Genomic DNA, 16,494 nt, shown 5'->3' on the forward strand with positions numbered 1-16,494 from the left:
GGACGCATAGCTCAGCTGGATAGAGTACTCGGCTACGAACCGAGCGGTCGGAGGTTCGAATCCTCCTGCGTCCGCCATTAAACCTGCCTAGTGCAGGTTTTTTGTTTTCTACATCCATGTAGAAAATCCCTGCGGGACCAGCTGAAGCTGTCCAAAAACGCTCCCGGCGTTTTTGTGCTTTTGCGTCCACCGGCTTCTCGCGGAGCTCGTCGCGTGAAAACGGCGCAAGCCAAATAGTTGGCTTGCTCGGATCCGTTTTCACCCATTAAACCTGCCTAGTGCAGGTTTTTTGTTTTCTACATCCATGTAGAAAATCCCTGCGGGATTTTGCTCTGCGTTCCCATTCTAAAAATTTTCAGTCGTCATCAGTAGATACGTTGTGCTTGCACCTATTTGGTGCATGGATGCTCCGTCGCATTCGTGGCAACGTCAACGTTATTCTGGCCCGAAAACGGTGATAGCGGCCGACGCCCTGATCAGCGGCTTTTTGGTGCTGATAGTGCGCTAAATTAGTGCAAAATAAAGGGAAAATATAACAGCCACTCATTTGATAGCCCTCTGGATTTCTGCCGGTTGTTATGTTTTTATGGGGCGCAACTTTTTTGGGGGGCTTATGTTGTATAAAAAAATAACATCAATAAAAACGAAAATTTTAATGACGGTAGGTGGTTCTACCGCTGCGTTGTTTATGCTGTCGGCCGTGCTGGTGGTCAGCCATTTGGCGACACAAACCCGGGCTCAGGTTGAAGCCGAAGTAAATAGTCTGATGCAAAAGGAAGCGGTGTCAGTTGAACAATTTTTTGCGGAGTACGCGCAGGTCGCCCGTACTTTTTTGCATAGTCCACAATTTCAGCAATGGTTTGTGGGTTATCCGGGGCGCGGCACTGAATTAACCGGCTTGCCTGGCTACAACGAAATTAACCAAACCTTTAAAACCATTAGTAGCAGTGATGACACTATTTTGTCGGCGTTTTTTGCACTGGATCGTTCCGCTGAGTATTTTCGCGAAGACTCCCGCACCGGCGTTGATACCGAAGGCCCGGATGCCGGCAAAGTCGACAAAGGCTATTTTGCCACTAAGCGTCCCTGGTATCTGGAGTCGATGCAGCACAATAAGTTTTTTGTCGGTTCACCTTCGGCTGATTTCACCACCGGCATTGTGTCAGCCGTGGTGGAAGGGCCAGTGTACTTGCCAGATGGGCGCTTGCTTGGTGTGGGCGGTTTAGATTTACATATCAATAAAGTCGGCGACAAAGTCGATACCATCCGCTATCAGGGTGAGGGTATTCCGTTTTTACTGGATGGCAAAGGCAATATTGTGCATTTCCCTAAACAACAAGGCCTTGAAGTAAAACCGAATGATCCCATCGCTGAGTTTGATCAAAAAGCCAAAGACAGCCAAGGTTTTGCTGTCATAGCTAAAGCTGCACAAGCTGGAACTGCCGGTTTCTCACAGCTAACGTTTCAGGGGCAGGAATATTACGTGTCTTATCAGCCGGTGCAGCTGGAGTTTCCAGAAATGGCCTGGCTGGTCGGGGTGATGGTTCCGGCAAAGCTGATCGACGGGCCTATTCAATCGGCTATCAACTGGGCTTTAATCGGTACTTTGTTGATCCTGTCGATTATCACACTGACGATTTTGTTCAGTACCAGTCTCATTACCAGCCCGCTGATTAAACTGACCGATGCGATGCGCGATATCGCCAGTGGCGACGGTGATTTAACCCGCACCATTGCGATTGAACAGCAAGACGAAGTAGGCGCGCTGGCAGGGCACTTTAATACCTTTGTTGGAAAATTACGCCATTCGCTGCAGCTCACCCGCGAGCAGGCGCATCAGGTGCAAAGTTCCAGTCAACATCTGAACCAGGTGGTTGGTTTGACCAATCAGGAAATTCAGCACGGTAAATTGCAAATTGATGCGGTATCAGCAGCGGTGACCGAAATGGCGGCAACGGTGCAGGAAATCAGTCATAACGCGCAGTCGACCAGCGATGCTGCAGCCCATGCACAGCAACAGGGTCAGGACGGCTTTAAACTGTCAGAGCTTGCTGTGCTTGACATGAATCAGCTCGACAGCCGGATGGTCGAAGCGGTGCAAGTGGTGATGGGGCTCGCCAAAGAATCGGAAAGCATTGGCACCGTGGTGGATGTGATTAAAGGTATTGCTGAGCAAACCAACTTGTTGGCACTCAACGCCGCGATTGAAGCGGCACGGGCGGGTGAACAAGGTCGTGGATTTGCAGTGGTGGCGGATGAAGTGCGTTCGTTGGCTGGCCGCACTCGCGAAAGCACCGATGATATCCGGCGGATGGTTGAAAAATTACAACAAATTGCCAAGCAGGCTGAAGAAGTGATGGAGCGCGGCCGCAGCCAGACTGAGATCAGTGCCGGTCGGGCGCAGTCGATGCAACAAGCCTTGTCGGCCATCAGCAAAGCCATTGTGGTGGTGCAGGAACAAAGCACGCAAATTGCGGTGGCTACTGAGCAGCAGACCATAGTCGCTGAAGATATTAATCAGAGTTTACATTCAATTACGGCGCTGATTGATAACACTGCCAACCATGCGCTGGAACTGACGCAGGAAGCGAAGCAGCTGGATGGTTCCGCCAGTGAACTGAAGCAGGTCGTGGCGCAGTTTAAAATCTAAGACTGCGGTTAAGATTGCGGTGACACCCACACCAAAACCAGATTGAGTCATCGCTCAGTCTGGTTTTTTTATATACCAACTTAATTTTTCTTCAATCAAGCCTTGCTGTCGTACTTTCTGCAGATACTGATTTAAACCGGGCACATAAGCCTGCCAGCGTGGATGAAAGGCGATGGTCAGGCCAACCATGCCAAAGCCGAGCGGCGATTGATACAGTTTGGCATCCGACAGCTGATGCGATGCTATCCATTTTGCGACATGTTCATTGAGATAGGCAAAGTCACAACGGCCGTTTTGCAACATGCGCAGTTGCGCCAGTTCGCTTGATGCATCAATGCGTTGGGTGGCAGATTTTCGAAAATAAGGTTCCAGCGCTTCGTACACATAATACTGGCGGGTACAGACTTTTTTACCGGCCAGCCATTGTTCTGGTTGCTGCCTGGCATTAAATGGTTGCGTCGCAAATAGGAAATCACGATGGGTGAGCACAGGTTCAGAAAACAGCAGTTGTTCAGGCGACACCGCCCATTCCCGGGCTATCAGCATCGCATCAACATCGCCGCTATAGAGCCGGTGCTCGGCGCCACGCCGGTTATCGAGAATAAATTCGACCTGGATTTGTTCCTGGTTAAAAAAGTCCCTGACTAAATCCGGCACCAGCCCCACCACTTTTTGGCTATTGGCTTCCTGATACATATATGGCGGGACTTGCGGATAATACAAGACAAACTTTAATTTTTCTGTTGCCAGGGCTGGTACCGAGAACGACGACAACGTCAAAAAATACCACAGTAGCTGCCAGTTGCTTGAACCAGTCATTGCTGTACTCCCTGTTACTGGCAATCTCAGTGTTGATTATTCTCTAAATTAGTAACAACAACAAGCTGGCAGCGTGTTTTTAGCACAGGTTGTGCAAATAACCGACACGACTTGAGTTCTGTTCGTAGTAAAGTTGTTAAACCCTTTAATTTTCCAGCATTCTCCATTACCATGGAGCTAAGGGAAAAATAAAAGGCAAAATAGGGATATTTTATTTTTTCAAGAGTGAAAATGATGTTCAGGCCGTATATATTTGCACTTTCAACGCTTTTTTTAGGGATGAGCAGCGCTTCAGCTGCCACTGATTGGACCAAAGCACAAAATGAATTCAGGACTGCTATTGGTGTAAATCAAACTAACAATTTTTATAACACTGTTGATACATCTGAATCGGCGCAGCACCTGCAATTGGGTCTGCAGTATGATTGGCTGAGCCTGTATGAAGGCTTTGGCCTGTACTTGCCGGCAAAAATCACCAGTCGTCGTTACCGGGAACAATCCGGGCTGAATGATCAGGATTACCTGATTGCTCCGGAACTGAAATTATTTATGGCAGAAGCTGCCGATTTAACTTTTGAAAGCCGGTTTCAGCGCCACCAGTTGATCGCCGGTATTGGTAGCGCTGAATTTCTTGATCCGGTGACCCAAGCAGCAGCGCGCAATCAGCAAAAACGTATTGCACTGGCCTTGCAGCTGGGCCGGCAGCCGGATCGGCAAAATTTAGCGCTGCGCCTCGGTACCGAACGCAATCGTCTGCAATCTCATGCCAATGCTAGCGCTGTGCAGGATAACCAACTGATCAATCAGCTGGATTCCGATTTCCTACAGCTCGATTATGGCCATCGGATCAGCGAAAACACGTCCATTTTAGCCAACGCTGAACTGCGTCAAGAACAACAATTGCAAGTGGACTCCGATTTACAGCAAGTCGGTGCCGGTTTTATGCAGCAATGGTCTGGTTCGCAACAGCTACGGGTGCTGGGCGGTTATTTCCAGCGCGACAGCCTTGGTGTCAAAAATTCTGGTTCGTTCTGGCAAGTGGAAAACTTATGGCAGCTGTCAGACGCCTGGAAACTTTTGCTCAGCAGCCACCGCTTGTCGGTGTTGTCTTATGCGACCAACAGCGTCACCCAGCTCGATACCACCTATCAGGCACAACTCAATTACCTGTTCAGTAGTTCGCATCAGCTTAAATTTGCGCTGGGTCGCCGCTCGTCGCGGCTTGATGCGCAATTATTGCAACGCAAACGGCAGGAATTCACTTTCGGCTGGGATTGGCAGCTTAATCAACATTGGCAAAGTCAGTTTAGTCTGGCGCACTTCCGGCAACAAGATAATGCCGATGCGAATACCAATAACGATGCCGAACGCAACCGCAACGAAATATTCTGGCAATTGAGTTGGTTATGGTAAAACTGCTGCGGATATTGTGGGTCATGTTCAGTGGTATGTGCAGTCTCGCTGCGCAGGCTGACGCGACTCCGGCAACCTTGCAGAGTTATATGTTTGGCCCTGGCGACACCATCAAAATCAGTGTCTATCAGGAAGCCGATTTGTCAGTAACGGCCGAGATCAGTCAACAAGGTTTTATCGATATGCCGCTGCTGGGTAGTGTCAAAATGACCGGACTGACCCAACAAAGTGCCAAAGAGCATCTGGAGCAATTGCTTAAAGATGGTTATCTGGTGGCGCCGAGTGTGTCGATTACTGTTGATAGTTACCGGCCATTTTTTATTTACGGCGAAGTGCGAAGCCCAGGCAGTTACCCTTATCAGCCGGATATTACGCTGGAGCAGGCGATTGCGCTGTCCGGTGGTCTATTAGACCGGGCTTCACGCAGTCAATGGCATATTCAACGTGGTGCGGACAAAGCCACCTTTGTCGCGAAATCCGATACCATTATTCTGCCAGGTGATGTGATTAAAATAGAAAAGAGTTTCTTTTAGATGGGAAACAACGGCCAGAAATCCCTGCAACAAGGCAATGATGTCATCGAATTGACGGTCATTCTGGCCATTTTGTCGGCACGCCGCTGGTTAATCCTGCTGATCACCGCCAGCATTTTTACCGTGGTCACGTTGATGGTGGCGCAACTACCTTCGATGTACCGAGCTTCCACCACCTTAATGGTCAAAGGTGTGCTGGCGTCCAACCCTTTGCAGTCGTTAATACCTGGTGCCGGCAGTGGTACTGACGAACTGGATACCCAAATCAAATTATTGACCTCGACCCAGTTTGCCAAAGATGTGGTGGCGCAGTTGCCTGCGGATCTACAACTGGGTTTACCGGATGACCAACGGCGTGATGATGCGCAGGCGTTGCTCGGCAGCCTGACGGTACAGGCAGTTCCTAAAACTACTTTGTTGCAAATTACCTTTACTCACCACAACCCTTATATTTCTTCGGAAGTGGTCAATCTGGTGGCCAACAGTTTTATGGCCTATCAGAGTAATCTGATGCAACAACATAGCCATCAGGCCAGTGATTGGATCACCCAACGGGTGGATGATGTCAAAAACAAATTAACGGCCTCGGAAAACAAATTGCAGCAGTTCCGCCAGCTGCATAACATTATCGATATCAGCAGTGATGTGGAACTGGTGAAGCAGGAAATTGCCCAGCTGTTTCTGGAGCGGCGCGAGTTAACCCGGCAGTTGCAGGAATTGACCATTCTGCTGGGTAAAACCAGTCTGTTGCAGCAGGATTTTGAGCAGCTGAGCAATATTCCTGAAGTGAGCTCAGTGCCGGTGATCGCCACTTTGCAGCAGCAATTGTCGATGCAACAAGCCGAATTTGCCCAGCTGAAGTTAAGTTATCTGCCAAAACATCCACGGTATATTGCTGCGGCGAAAAAAATTGAAGTCAGCAAACAGCAGCTAAAAACCGAAGTCGACAAACTGACGCATAACTACTTAGTGCGGCAGGCGGATTTACGCCGGATGTTGCTGCAGGTTGAAGGCAAAGTCGCCAGTGCCACCGCTAGTTTGGAAAGTCTGGTCAATGTCGGTCAGGACCATAAAAAGCTGGAAGCTGAGATCCAGGCCAACGTGCATTTGCTGGGCACGTTGTCGGATAAAATGAAAGAAACCGAACTGATGAAAGATATTAATAAAACGTCCAGTATCATTGTGGTGGATCCGGCCACGGTGCCATTGTCGCCGATCGGTCCACGCCGGATGTTATTGTCAGTTGCGGCCTTAATGATTGGTTTTATTGGTGCGGTGTTTTTAGTGCTGTGCCTGCATTTTTTCGCCGATGTCACCTCGAAATACCGCCATATTGCCGCCCGTTTTGGCTACAAACTAATTGGCGTGGTACCGCAAATTCGCGTCAAAGGCATCGACAAAGCCTTGCCGGTGATCCGTCAATCCGGTAAACAATATACTTTGTATCAGGAATATATCCGGTCGATCCGCACCAATATTCTGCTGGATAAACATCTGAATACTCAGAAAATTTTAGCGCTAACTTCGATTTCGCCAAATGAAGGCAAATCCAGTATTTGTTTGCAGCTGGCAAAATCCTTTTCGGAGCTGGAACGGGTGATTGTGATTGACGCCGACTTGCGGTTTCCGGCTTTGGCCGAAGCGCTTGGGGAAAATCCGCACCGGCCAGGTCTGACCAACTTACTGGCGAAAACCCATACCTTTGAGCAATGTGTGTTTTATTGCAAAGAACTGAACGCTGATGTGTTGTCATCCGGCATCCGGCCGATGAACCCGCTGCTGTTTTTATCGATGCCAAGGTTTGACGCCATATTGAAAGTGCTGGCGAAAAAGTATGATCGGGTGATTATCGAATGCCCACCAATTTTATCGGTCAGTGATGCGATGGTCGTGGCCAAATGTGTTGGTAAATTAGAACTGGTCGTCGATGTGAAAAAAACACCGCTGGTCGATTTCGCCGCCAAAATGGAACTGCTGGAGCAATCCGGGGTGAATATCGGCGGTATTATCCTGAACCGGGTTAAAAACGATACCTCAAACTACTACGCTACTTCTGCCACCCGCGCCAAACAACCTTCGGCGCTGCGGCAAATGCTGCATGACAATCTGAAACGCGCTTAGCAAGCAACCCGGTATGCTGTACCCGGCAAGATCCCATCGCGGATCGCGCTGAACATTCCCAGCTCCCTGGTACTAATCTTCGTCAATGGTCGCTGACCCCTGATCCGGATCATTGAAAATAAGCTGTTGCAGCGGTGTCAGCGCTGACACCGGCGGCAAGCCGATGGTATTGGTGGCGTCCAGCCGGATCGCGGCATGCAGCGGTAAAGTTCCCAGACCTTTGAGCGCAATCAGCTCCACATCCGGGGTTTTAATCAGTCGCGGCACTTCCCGTTTGCCAAACTGCGCCACGGATGGAATAAAAGGGCGTAACCTACTGATAAGCTTATCTAAAAACCAACTGCTGACTTCACCGCCAATAATAATGGTCTGGCAATTAAAAATACTTTCCAGAGTATGAATGGCGATGCGCATCGGTTCGGTGCTGAGCGCAAACCAGGGATCCAGTTTATCGCCGGCACTTTCCGCGTTGATCGTCAGTAACGATTGTGTTTGTAATTGTGGCTGCTTTTTGCGGATGAAATTTGTCAACGACGCGACCGAGGCATAATCATTCAACCGGCCAAGTTCAGTGGTTTTTTCATCCAGATCCGGTGTCACAAAAATTTCGCCCAAAGCGCCGGTCAGGCCATTGTGACCGAGCAATAATTTGCGGTCATACACCAGCGCCGCATCAAGCTGCTGCCCTAAGTGGATATAACAAAAACTGTCGAGTAACTTGGCTTCACCGTGCAGTAGATGGTAAGCAGCACAAGCGGCAGCAGTATGTTCGATAGCGACCGGCAGTTGCAGCAAACCAATCAGCTGTTGTTGCAGCAACTGATTTTGTTGCTGGCGTTGCTCCACCGCAACATCACCGAATTGCACGAGCGTCAGGCCAGCGCCCAGCAGCTGATGACGGTTGATTTGGTGCTGTGCTAACAGCTCCGTCGCCAGCTGTTGCACCGTTTCGGCTTGCTCAGAATGTGCAGGTTGCCGGATATTGCCCAGCACAGTGCCATCCAACTGACACAAAGCAACTTCGACCTGATGCGGGAACACCCGGATCGCCAGGCTAAAACACAGCTCTGTGTTGAGCATCAGCATGGTTGAAGGTTTGCCAACTTTTTCTTTTTTGATGCCGGATTCAATGACCAGTTGAGTCGCCAGCAATTCATCAATCAGATTGGTGATGGTTTGTTTGGTCAAATGGGTGGCGCGGGCAATATCGGCGCGCGACACCGGCCTATGCGTCACCACCTGCGATAAGACCAGCCGCAAATTTACCGATTTATTCTGTTTAGAGTTCGAACCTTTCATCCGCTGTTTTTTGTCCTGCTGACGCAATCTCTGCATTGTACATTTTGGGTAGTTTCCGGCGCTTGCAGTGCGTAAAGCGACAAAACCGGTCGGTCAGCATATCAATAGTTGCTGATATTCATAGCTAAATTTTATTAAGTAAAATTGATTGACATATCATGACTGGTCGTAATATAACCAATATATCAATATCAACCAAGTAGGTGTAGCGTGATATTCAGCAAGTATTTAGCCGGTATTTTACTCTTTGGCGGCATTTTCAGTCCGGTTGGTCTGGTGCAGGCTGATTTAGCGACTGATTTAAAGCAGGCCGCGACTGCCGAACAGATCCAAATGAGCGCCGCCGAACAGCAACAAATCAAACAGCAACAACTCACCGCCGCTTTGGTCTGGCACGGTTCCAGTCCTTGGGTAAGCGCTGTGACTGCGGGCGCCACCGCTGAATTTGCGGCGATGGGCGTAAAAGTCGTGGCGGTGACCGACGCGCAGTTTGACCCGGCCAAACAAGCGTCAGATATCGAAAATATCAGTATGCTCAAACCGGATTTTATGTTGTCGCTGGTGGTGGATGCTGCCAGTGCCAAAGGCAGTTTGCAAAAAGCTGTTGATGGCGGTGCCAGACTGGTGCTGCTCAGCAATCCTATCCCAGGCTTTGTGTTAAATCAGCATTACGCCGGTATTGTCACCGACGATATGTTTGGCATGGGCCGGGAAGCCGCCAAAGTGCTGGCCAAGCATTTTTCAGATCGGGATGCTGGCAAGACAAAACCAGCCCGCATCGCCACCATTTTTCACGATGCCAGTTATTTTATTACCAACAACCGTGATCAGGCCTTTCGCGAGGAACTGGCCAAACATCCGCAATTGCAGCTGGTGGCGGAAAAAGGCTTTGTCCGCGAGCAGGAAACGGCCGATGTCGCGGCAGCACTGATTTTACAGCAGCCACAACTGGATGCGATTTATGTGTCGTGGGACGCGGCGGCAGAAGGGGTGATTGAAGCGCTGCGTGCAGCCGGGCGCGCTGATATTAAAGTGATTACCCATGATTTAGGTGTCAACAATCTGCTCGATTTAGCCCGCAGCGGCAATATGATGGCGACCATTGCCGATCAGCCGTACCTGATTGGCCAGACCATGGCGCGGCAAGCTGCACTCGCTGAACTTGGCCGGAAGCTGCCGGCTTTTACGCTGGTGCCATTTACCACGGTTCAGCAAGACAACGTTGCCAGCAGTTGGCAGCACTCATTTCGCAGCCCGGTGCCACCGCTGCTGCAAGCCGTACTTCAACCTTAACGGAGTTTTCCAATGACGGAATTATTTGCTCAGCTGCGCACGCAACAGCTCAGACATCAGATCAAGCAGCTACCGCTGCGACAATTCTTGCTACGACGTGATGCCTACATTTATTACATTTTCCTGTTGGTGTTGGCGCTATTCGCCGTTGTGTTACACGACACCGCTTTTTTTTCCTTTGATAATTTTATGAATATTGTCCGACAGACCACACCGGTGACGGTGATGGCAATTGCCCTCAGTTTTGCGCTGGCAGTGGGGCATATCGATTTATCGATTGGCGCTGTGGTCGCATTGAGCGCTTTGGTTGCAGCGCTGATTTTGCCGGAAGGTGGCATTGTACTGGCGACAGCCGCGGCGCTTGGTGTCGGTTTGCTGGTTGGATTTATCAATGGCGTGCTGACCGAGAAGTTACAGGTGTCGTCGTTACTGATCACCCTCGGCACTATGAGTGTACTGGCTGGGATTGCCCGGCAGCTGACGGGCATGGAGTCGGTGCCGATCATTAATCAGGATTTCAGCTTCTGGTTTGGCGCCGGTGATGCCGGTGGGGTGCCGGTGTTATTGCTGTGGACGCTGCTGATCACCGCGCTTGGTTATGTCCTGCTGAATAAATTACGTTTTGGTCGGCATTTACTGGCGGTGGGTGGTAACCCGCAGGCAGCGCGGGCAATGGGGATTTCGCTTGGCAGTATGCGGGTCAAAGCGTTAATGATTTCTGCAGTGGGTGCAGCACTGGCAGGTTTGTTGTATGCCGGCCGGTTGCAAGGTGCTCGTTATACGCTGGGTGAAGCCGATTTATTAACGGTGATTGCCGCAGTGGCGATTGGCGGCACCAGTTTATTTGGTGGCCGGGTTTGTATCATCGGCGCAGTGCTGGGCTCCTGGCTGATGGGGATGATTAATAACGGGCTGATTTTAAGTGGTTTTTCTACCAATGAGCAGATGATCGCCCGCGGCGTGATTTTAATAGTTGCAGTGGCGATTGGCGTGCGGGAGGCCAGAAATGGTTAGAACACAGTTAGGCCAGCAGGCGCTGGAAATCAGCAATCTGAGTAAGTCGTTTGGCGCGGTGCAAGCGTTAAAAAGTGTCAGTTTTAGTGTGCAAAAAGGCGAAGTGGTGGCGTTGCTGGGTGACAACGGTGCCGGTAAATCGACGCTGGTGCGTTGCATCGCCGGTATTCATCAACCGGATGGCGGTGAGATTAAAGTCAACGCCAAAGTGGTCAATATCAGCAGTCCGCAGCAGGCTCGCGACGCCGGGATTGAAACGGTATTTCAAGATCTGGCGATGGTCGGCGAATTTGATATCAGTGAAAACCTGTTTTTAAACCGGGAAATTCTCAGCAAAAACCCGCTGTTACGGGCGCTGGGTTGGTTAGATAAATCCGCCATGCAAAAACAGGCGCGTAAGTCACTGAATCGGCTGAATAGCCGGATGCCGGATTTTCTGAATAAGGTGCAAAACCTGTCGGGCGGCCAACGGCAGGCGGTGGCGATTGCCCGGGCAGTGAACTGGGGCGCCGATGTGGTGATTATGGATGAACCGACCGCCGCGCTTGGCGTGGAGCAAAGCGCGCAGGTCAATGCGCTGATTAAGCTGATTAGCTCGCAAGGCGTGGCGGTGCTGCTGATCAGTCACAATATGCAGCATGTGCTGGAAACTTGTGACCGTGCTGTGGTGCTGTATCAGGGCCATTCGGTAGCTGATGTGGCGCTGACCGATGTCAGCAAAGAGCATCTGGTGGCGTTGATCACCGGTGCGGCTGTCGCAGCTTAAATGGACTTACCAGGAGGAAACCTGATGTACAACACGCAAATGATCCAAATGCAACATCGGATCAGCCAGCTGGTCGCCAGTTTGCCGCTGCCGCAAAAAGTCGGTCAGCTGTTTATGCTGGCGTTTGCTGGCCAGGATCTGGCTTATGCCAAAACGTTGGTGGCCGACTTTCATATTGGCGGTTTTTATCTGACCGATGACAATGCGCCCAATCCGGCCGCGGCCCGTGTGCTTGCCAGCGAGCTGCAGCATACGGCGGCACTGCGGGCTTGTGATGCGCCGCTGATTTTAGGCGTCGATCAAGAAGGTGCCTGGGGGGTGCTGACGCAGCATACCGATTTGGGCCCCGGTAATCTGGCACTCGGTGTCACTGATGATTTGGCTTTAACGGCCCAGATGTATCAGGTATATGCCCGGCAAATGTTGCCGCTTGGCTACAACACCATTCTGGCGCCTTGTGCCGACGTGAACAGTAATCCGGATAATCCGATTATTGGTCAGCGCTCGTTTGGGGATAGTCCTGAGCTGGTCAGCCGCCATGTGGCAACGGCAGTGCAGGCGTTAATGCAAGCAGGTAGCTTAAGCTGCGCCAAACATTTTCCCGGCCATGGCGATACGGCGACCGATAGTCACAGCGGTTTGCCGCGGGTTGAACTGGATAAAAAAGAGTTACTCGAAAGCCATCTGCAGCCCTTTGTGGCGGCGATTGCGGCCGGAGTGCCGCTGATCATGACCAGCCATATTCTGTATCCGGCGCTCGACACCGAGTATCCGGCGACGTTATCGCCGGCAATTTTGACCGATTTGCTGCGCCATGAGCTGGGTTTTGATGGGGTGATCCTGACCGACAGTATGAATATGGGCGCGATGCGGCAGTTTTATACGCCGGTGGCGGCGGCGGTGCAGGCACTAAAAGCCGGTGCCGATATGATTATGCTCAGTGAAGAGCATTATGAAAACGAACGTACCGACTATAAAAAACTGCAGGCACAAACCATCGTTGGGGTGATTGAGGCGGTGCGGCAGGGTGAACTGGCCGAAGCGGTGATTGATCAGGCGCTGCAACGGGTGCTTCGGCTGCGTTATCAGCTCAGTCAGCAGTTGCCGGAGCAAACAGCAGTGGCGCCAGGGCAAAGCGCGCAAGTTTTTGTGCAGGCTTCTGCTCAGGTCGCGGCGCACGCAGCCCAATCTGCGTTGAGATTAAAGCGCAACAGCGCCGGAGTTTTTCCGCTGCAGCACCAAAAACAATCATTGCTACTGGCTTTTGCAGCAGATCCCGCTGGTTACGACAAAATCTGCAACAGCCGCGGCATTGGCCCGAACGATCCAATTCCGGCCAGCAGTGTGTTGCGTGCTGAATTGGAACGAAGTCCACTCAGCGTCGAGTTCTGGTCCTATCTAACACTGCAACAGCAGCTGGCGGCCGGAGCGCCCTTGCCGGAAGGACAGTTGCTGGTGCTGGTCACCGAAGATTACCCACTGCCAGGCGATCAGCTAGACCTTGCTGCACAGCAACAAAAAGTGCAACAGGCGCTCGCGCTGTGGCGACAGCAGGTGATGGTACTGGCGCTGCGTTCTGACACTGAGCTTGCGGCTTACCCAGAGCTCGCCACCTATCTTTGTAGTTATTCCAGCCGCCGTTGTAGTGCCATTGCCGCCGCAAAAGCGCTGATCGACGGACATCTTTAAATTATTCATTAAGTTAAAGTAATTTTATTACGAATTAATCGTTTAAAAAAATAGCGAATTTAATTGGTCAATATGATTGACAAATAATTAGTAAAGCAAATAGACTAAATTTTGAGCGAAAAAAACTATTAACCAGCAAGATTTTAAAAACACAAGCACTGCCATCACCCACAGTCAAGGGCCAGCAAATTTGAATTAACTGCAGCTTTGTCTCAGCGTGACCGGTACAGCAACAATAAGAAACGGGGAAGCAAGTTATGAAGTCAGTACAAAGTTGTTATTTAAGTTTATGTATTGGATTGGCTCTTGGCAGTCCGCTGGCGGTTGCCGCAGTTGAACAAGCCGCAGAGCAAGCTGCCGCAAGCACCAATGACGCCGCAGCAACCAATAAAATCGAACGCATTGCCGTCACGGCCACCAAACGCAAAACCTATTTGATGGAAACGCCGGTGGCGGTGACGGCCTTTAGTCAGGAAGCGTTGACCCGTGGCGGCGTGAAAGAACTACGTGAACTCACCACCGCCATTCCAAATACCCAGTTTGTGGTGTCAGGCACCGATTCAGGGATCCAGGCTTCTATTCGCGGCGTGCGCTCAGGCAACAACACCGAAACCGGCGATCCGGCGGTGGGTGTACACATTGACGGTATTTACTCGCCACGGCCACAAGGTGCGTTAGCGTTGTTGTATGACGTGTCGCAGGTGGAAGTGTTACGTGGTCCGCAAGGTACTTTATTTGGCCGTAACTCAACCGGCGGTTCGATTAACGTCATCCCAAATAAACCAGATACCAGTAACAGCTACAGCAGCGTGGTATTAGGCTACGGCAACTACAACCACAAGCAACTCCGTGGGTTAACCAATATCGCGGTGAACGACCGCTTTGCCTTGCGTTTTGCGTTGATGGCGGATCGCCGCGATGGTTACATCGATCAGGATATGGATACCCGCGATATCAACCGCCCGGATATTAAAGATCCCTTTACTGGCAAACCAATGGCTGCTGATGGCATTGCCGATACCGATCAGCGCGAAAACCGCCGCGTCAGCAAAAAAGATTATTACACCAACTCCAATAAGCAGGCTATTCGCGGCCTGGCACGCTGGGTACCAACCGACACCCTGACCTGGGATCTGACGCTGGAGCATTTCGCGGATAAAAGCGCTGGCGAGTTGTTTTTCAAAGATTGTGAGCAGGCCAAAGGCACGGTTGATCAATGTAACAAACCGCAGTTTTACGCCAATATCAACGTCCCTGGCGATATGGACATGACCATCGACAGCCTGCGCTCGCATCTGAACTGGATGTTCACAGACGAATGGGCGGCTGATTATCGGTTTAGTGTGGCGCAACAAGAGCGTTACCAGTTGTTTGACGAAGATGCTGGTTTTGCCGCCGCGCCTTCGCGCGCTAAATTAGACAGCTTCAGTCATCCGCTGTTATTTGACCGTTACGCCCGCACCAACGCAGCATTTGATTCGACCATTCACGAACTGCAATTTACTTATACCGCCGCCGATCTGAAGTTTGTCAGCGGGGTGTTTTCAATGCGCGAGAAAAATAAAATCAAATTTGATGTCGAGCTGGTACACGGCCTGCGCCATTCGGCTTTAGGTTACCATCCGGCAGCATTTTCTTATCCGCAGGATGACCGGCGCGCCAATGCCGACGCGGTGTTTGGCCAGTTTGACTACAGCCTGACTGAACAACTGCAGTTGACCTTGGGTTATCGCCAGACCAAAGATAAAAAAATCGACAACGGTGGTGTTGGGTACGAGTTAGTGTTCAGCGACAAATACTACAACGGTAAATACGATCCGAAAATTCACGGCAGTATTCAGTCGAACCACTTAACCAAAGACATGGGCACCTATCCGCCGCTCGGTCAGGTGCTGACGGCAGGGCGTCGGACTTATCACACCGAAGACTGGCAAAAAGGCACCTGGAAAGTCGGCGCCGATTACCGGTTACCTTCCGGCGATATGTTGTACGGCTTTGTCGCAACGGGCTTTAAAGCCGGTGGTTTTTTCGAAGATTTTGACATCTGTGACTGCGGCCAATATTCCAACCTGCCGTACGGTCCGGAGGAAGTCACCAACTTCGAAACCGGCTACAAAGGTGCGTTATTGGATGGCCGGATGAACCTGTCGGCGGCGTTGTTCTACAGCGAATACACCGATATGCAGGTCACCAATAACCAAAAAGTCGGTACCCGGCCAGACGGCAGCGAAAAAACCCATAACGTCACCACCAACATTGGTGAAGCCACCCTCAAAGGCCTGGAGCTGGAACTGGATTACATTCCATGGACCGGCGGCCGGGTTTCCGGTTACGTCGCCTGGTTAAATGCGCGGGTCGATAATATTCCGTTCGAAGATGCTTATTACTGCGCCGAGCGACTGGAATACGGTCAGAAACCTTGTGCCGGGGTGGTGGATATCAGCGGTAACAGCTTGCCGTATTCACCGGATTGGTCCAGCACGTTAAATGTTCGTCACACCTTTGAACTGGCATCCGGTTTTGCGCTGGAGCCACAACTGAGCGCGCACTGGCAAAGCAAAATGTACACCTCGTTGAATAACTACGATGGTGCCCATTTATCCGATGCACAGTCGTCGTACTGGAAAGTTGATGCATCGGTGAAACTGATGCCAGCCAGCGGCGATTGGTATGTGGAAGCTTATGGCTCGAACCTGACCGACGAAGTGGTGCGTAACGCCAACTACTTCCAGTTCCGCGACGGCTTTATCCGTTCGACCTTTAATCCGCCAAGAATGTTTGGCGTGCGGGTCGGCGTCGACTTTTAACCAATCGATTTTTAATCAATCGATTTTTAACCAGTCGGCATTAACAAGTTCAATTTCATCCGGGCCATACCGCTACGCCGGGCTGCACAA

General features: G+C 50.9%; 11 protein-coding genes and 1 tRNA gene. 10 read left to right on the forward strand and 2 right to left on the reverse strand.

What is annotated here, in order from left to right; translation table 11 throughout:
* Together EOE67_RS10355 and EOE67_RS10360 are read left to right on the forward strand one after the other, a co-directional pair.
* Positions 1–77: transfer RNA gene (locus EOE67_RS10355), tRNA-Arg, on the forward strand.
* A gap of 578 nt (positions 78–655) precedes the next feature.
* The gene (locus EOE67_RS10360) at positions 656–2,650 is read left to right on the forward strand and encodes a methyl-accepting chemotaxis protein (RefSeq protein WP_164852288.1); all 1,995 of its coding nucleotides are present in this window, start codon (positions 656–658) and stop codon (positions 2,648–2,650) included.
* Positions 2,651–2,704: 54 nt separating this feature from the next.
* On the opposite strand, the gene EOE67_RS10365 is transcribed toward EOE67_RS10360, so the two are convergent.
* Entirely contained in the window at positions 2,705–3,469 is a 765-nt protein-coding gene (locus tag EOE67_RS10365; protein WP_127699020.1) for a substrate-binding periplasmic protein, read from the reverse strand.
* A 231-nt stretch (positions 3,470–3,700) separates the two neighbouring features.
* On the opposite strand from EOE67_RS10365, the gene EOE67_RS10370 reads away from it, so the two are divergent.
* From EOE67_RS10370 to EOE67_RS10380, 3 genes are read left to right on the forward strand one after another with little or no spacing between them, the layout of a single operon-like run.
* Positions 3,701–4,882, forward strand: a complete 1,182-nt coding sequence (locus EOE67_RS10370; protein WP_127699021.1) for a hypothetical protein — start codon at positions 3,701–3,703, stop codon at positions 4,880–4,882.
* Positions 4,876–5,415, forward strand: a complete 540-nt coding sequence (locus tag EOE67_RS10375; RefSeq protein WP_127699022.1) for a polysaccharide biosynthesis/export family protein — start codon at positions 4,876–4,878, stop codon at positions 5,413–5,415. The genes EOE67_RS10370 and EOE67_RS10375 overlap by 7 nt, the downstream gene beginning before the upstream one ends.
* On the forward strand, positions 5,416–7,536 hold the full coding sequence (locus tag EOE67_RS10380) for a GumC family protein (RefSeq protein WP_127699023.1): 2,121 nt from the start codon (positions 5,416–5,418) through the stop codon (positions 7,534–7,536). It abuts the gene before it with no gap.
* Between the two features lie 72 nt (positions 7,537–7,608).
* Here the strand turns inward: EOE67_RS10380 and EOE67_RS10385 are convergent, their stop codons facing one another.
* On the reverse strand, positions 7,609–8,835 hold the full coding sequence (locus EOE67_RS10385; protein WP_127699024.1) for an ROK family transcriptional regulator: 1,227 nt from the start codon (positions 8,833–8,835) through the stop codon (positions 7,609–7,611).
* Positions 8,836–9,045: 210 nt separating this feature from the next.
* On the opposite strand from EOE67_RS10385, the gene EOE67_RS10390 reads away from it, so the two are divergent.
* The 5 genes from EOE67_RS10390 (at position 9,046) to EOE67_RS10410 (ending at position 16,404) form a co-directional block, all read left to right on the forward strand.
* Positions 9,046–10,128, forward strand: coding sequence for a substrate-binding domain-containing protein (locus EOE67_RS10390; protein ID WP_206099559.1), 1,083 nt, complete (start codon positions 9,046–9,048; stop codon positions 10,126–10,128).
* A gap of 12 nt (positions 10,129–10,140) precedes the next feature.
* Positions 10,141–11,142, forward strand: coding sequence for an ABC transporter permease (locus EOE67_RS10395; RefSeq protein ID WP_127699025.1), 1,002 nt, complete (start codon positions 10,141–10,143; stop codon positions 11,140–11,142).
* Positions 11,135–11,908, forward strand: a complete 774-nt coding sequence (locus tag EOE67_RS10400) for an ATP-binding cassette domain-containing protein (protein WP_127699026.1) — start codon at positions 11,135–11,137, stop codon at positions 11,906–11,908. The genes EOE67_RS10395 and EOE67_RS10400 overlap by 8 nt, the downstream gene beginning before the upstream one ends.
* 24 nt (positions 11,909–11,932) lie before the next feature.
* Positions 11,933–13,597, forward strand: coding sequence for a glycoside hydrolase family 3 protein (locus EOE67_RS10405; RefSeq protein ID WP_206099560.1), 1,665 nt, complete (start codon positions 11,933–11,935; stop codon positions 13,595–13,597).
* A gap of 257 nt (positions 13,598–13,854) precedes the next feature.
* Positions 13,855–16,404 (forward strand): TonB-dependent receptor, encoded by a 2,550-nt coding sequence (locus EOE67_RS10410; protein ID WP_127699027.1) that lies wholly within the window; start codon positions 13,855–13,857, stop codon positions 16,402–16,404.
* Positions 16,405–16,494 lie beyond the last annotated feature (90 nt).

This window comes from Rheinheimera riviphila (assembly GCF_004005945.1).
Taxonomy (GTDB): Bacteria; Pseudomonadota; Gammaproteobacteria; order Enterobacterales; family Alteromonadaceae; genus Pararheinheimera; species Pararheinheimera riviphila.

Bases quoted from the DNA above. Each gene is read 5' to 3' on its own strand.
- EOE67_RS10360 (WP_164852288.1), top strand. From the start codon at position 656: ATGACGGTAGGTGGTTCTACCGCTGCGTTGTTTATGCTGTCGGCCGTG.
- EOE67_RS10375 (WP_127699022.1), top strand. From the start codon at position 4,876: ATGGTAAAACTGCTGCGGATATTGTGGGTCATGTTCAGTGGTATGTGC.
- EOE67_RS10365 (WP_127699020.1), bottom strand. From the start codon at position 3,469: ATGACTGGTTCAAGCAACTGGCAGCTACTGTGGTATTTTTTGACGTTG.
- EOE67_RS10370 (WP_127699021.1), top strand. From the start codon at position 3,701: ATGATGTTCAGGCCGTATATATTTGCACTTTCAACGCTTTTTTTAGGG.
- EOE67_RS10380 (WP_127699023.1), top strand. From the start codon at position 5,416: ATGGGAAACAACGGCCAGAAATCCCTGCAACAAGGCAATGATGTCATC.
- EOE67_RS10395 (WP_127699025.1), top strand. From the start codon at position 10,141: ATGACGGAATTATTTGCTCAGCTGCGCACGCAACAGCTCAGACATCAG.
- EOE67_RS10405 (WP_206099560.1), top strand. From the start codon at position 11,933: ATGTACAACACGCAAATGATCCAAATGCAACATCGGATCAGCCAGCTG.
- EOE67_RS10400 (WP_127699026.1), top strand. From the start codon at position 11,135: ATGGTTAGAACACAGTTAGGCCAGCAGGCGCTGGAAATCAGCAATCTG.
- EOE67_RS10410 (WP_127699027.1), top strand. From the start codon at position 13,855: ATGAAGTCAGTACAAAGTTGTTATTTAAGTTTATGTATTGGATTGGCT.
- EOE67_RS10385 (WP_127699024.1), bottom strand. From the start codon at position 8,835: ATGAAAGGTTCGAACTCTAAACAGAATAAATCGGTAAATTTGCGGCTG.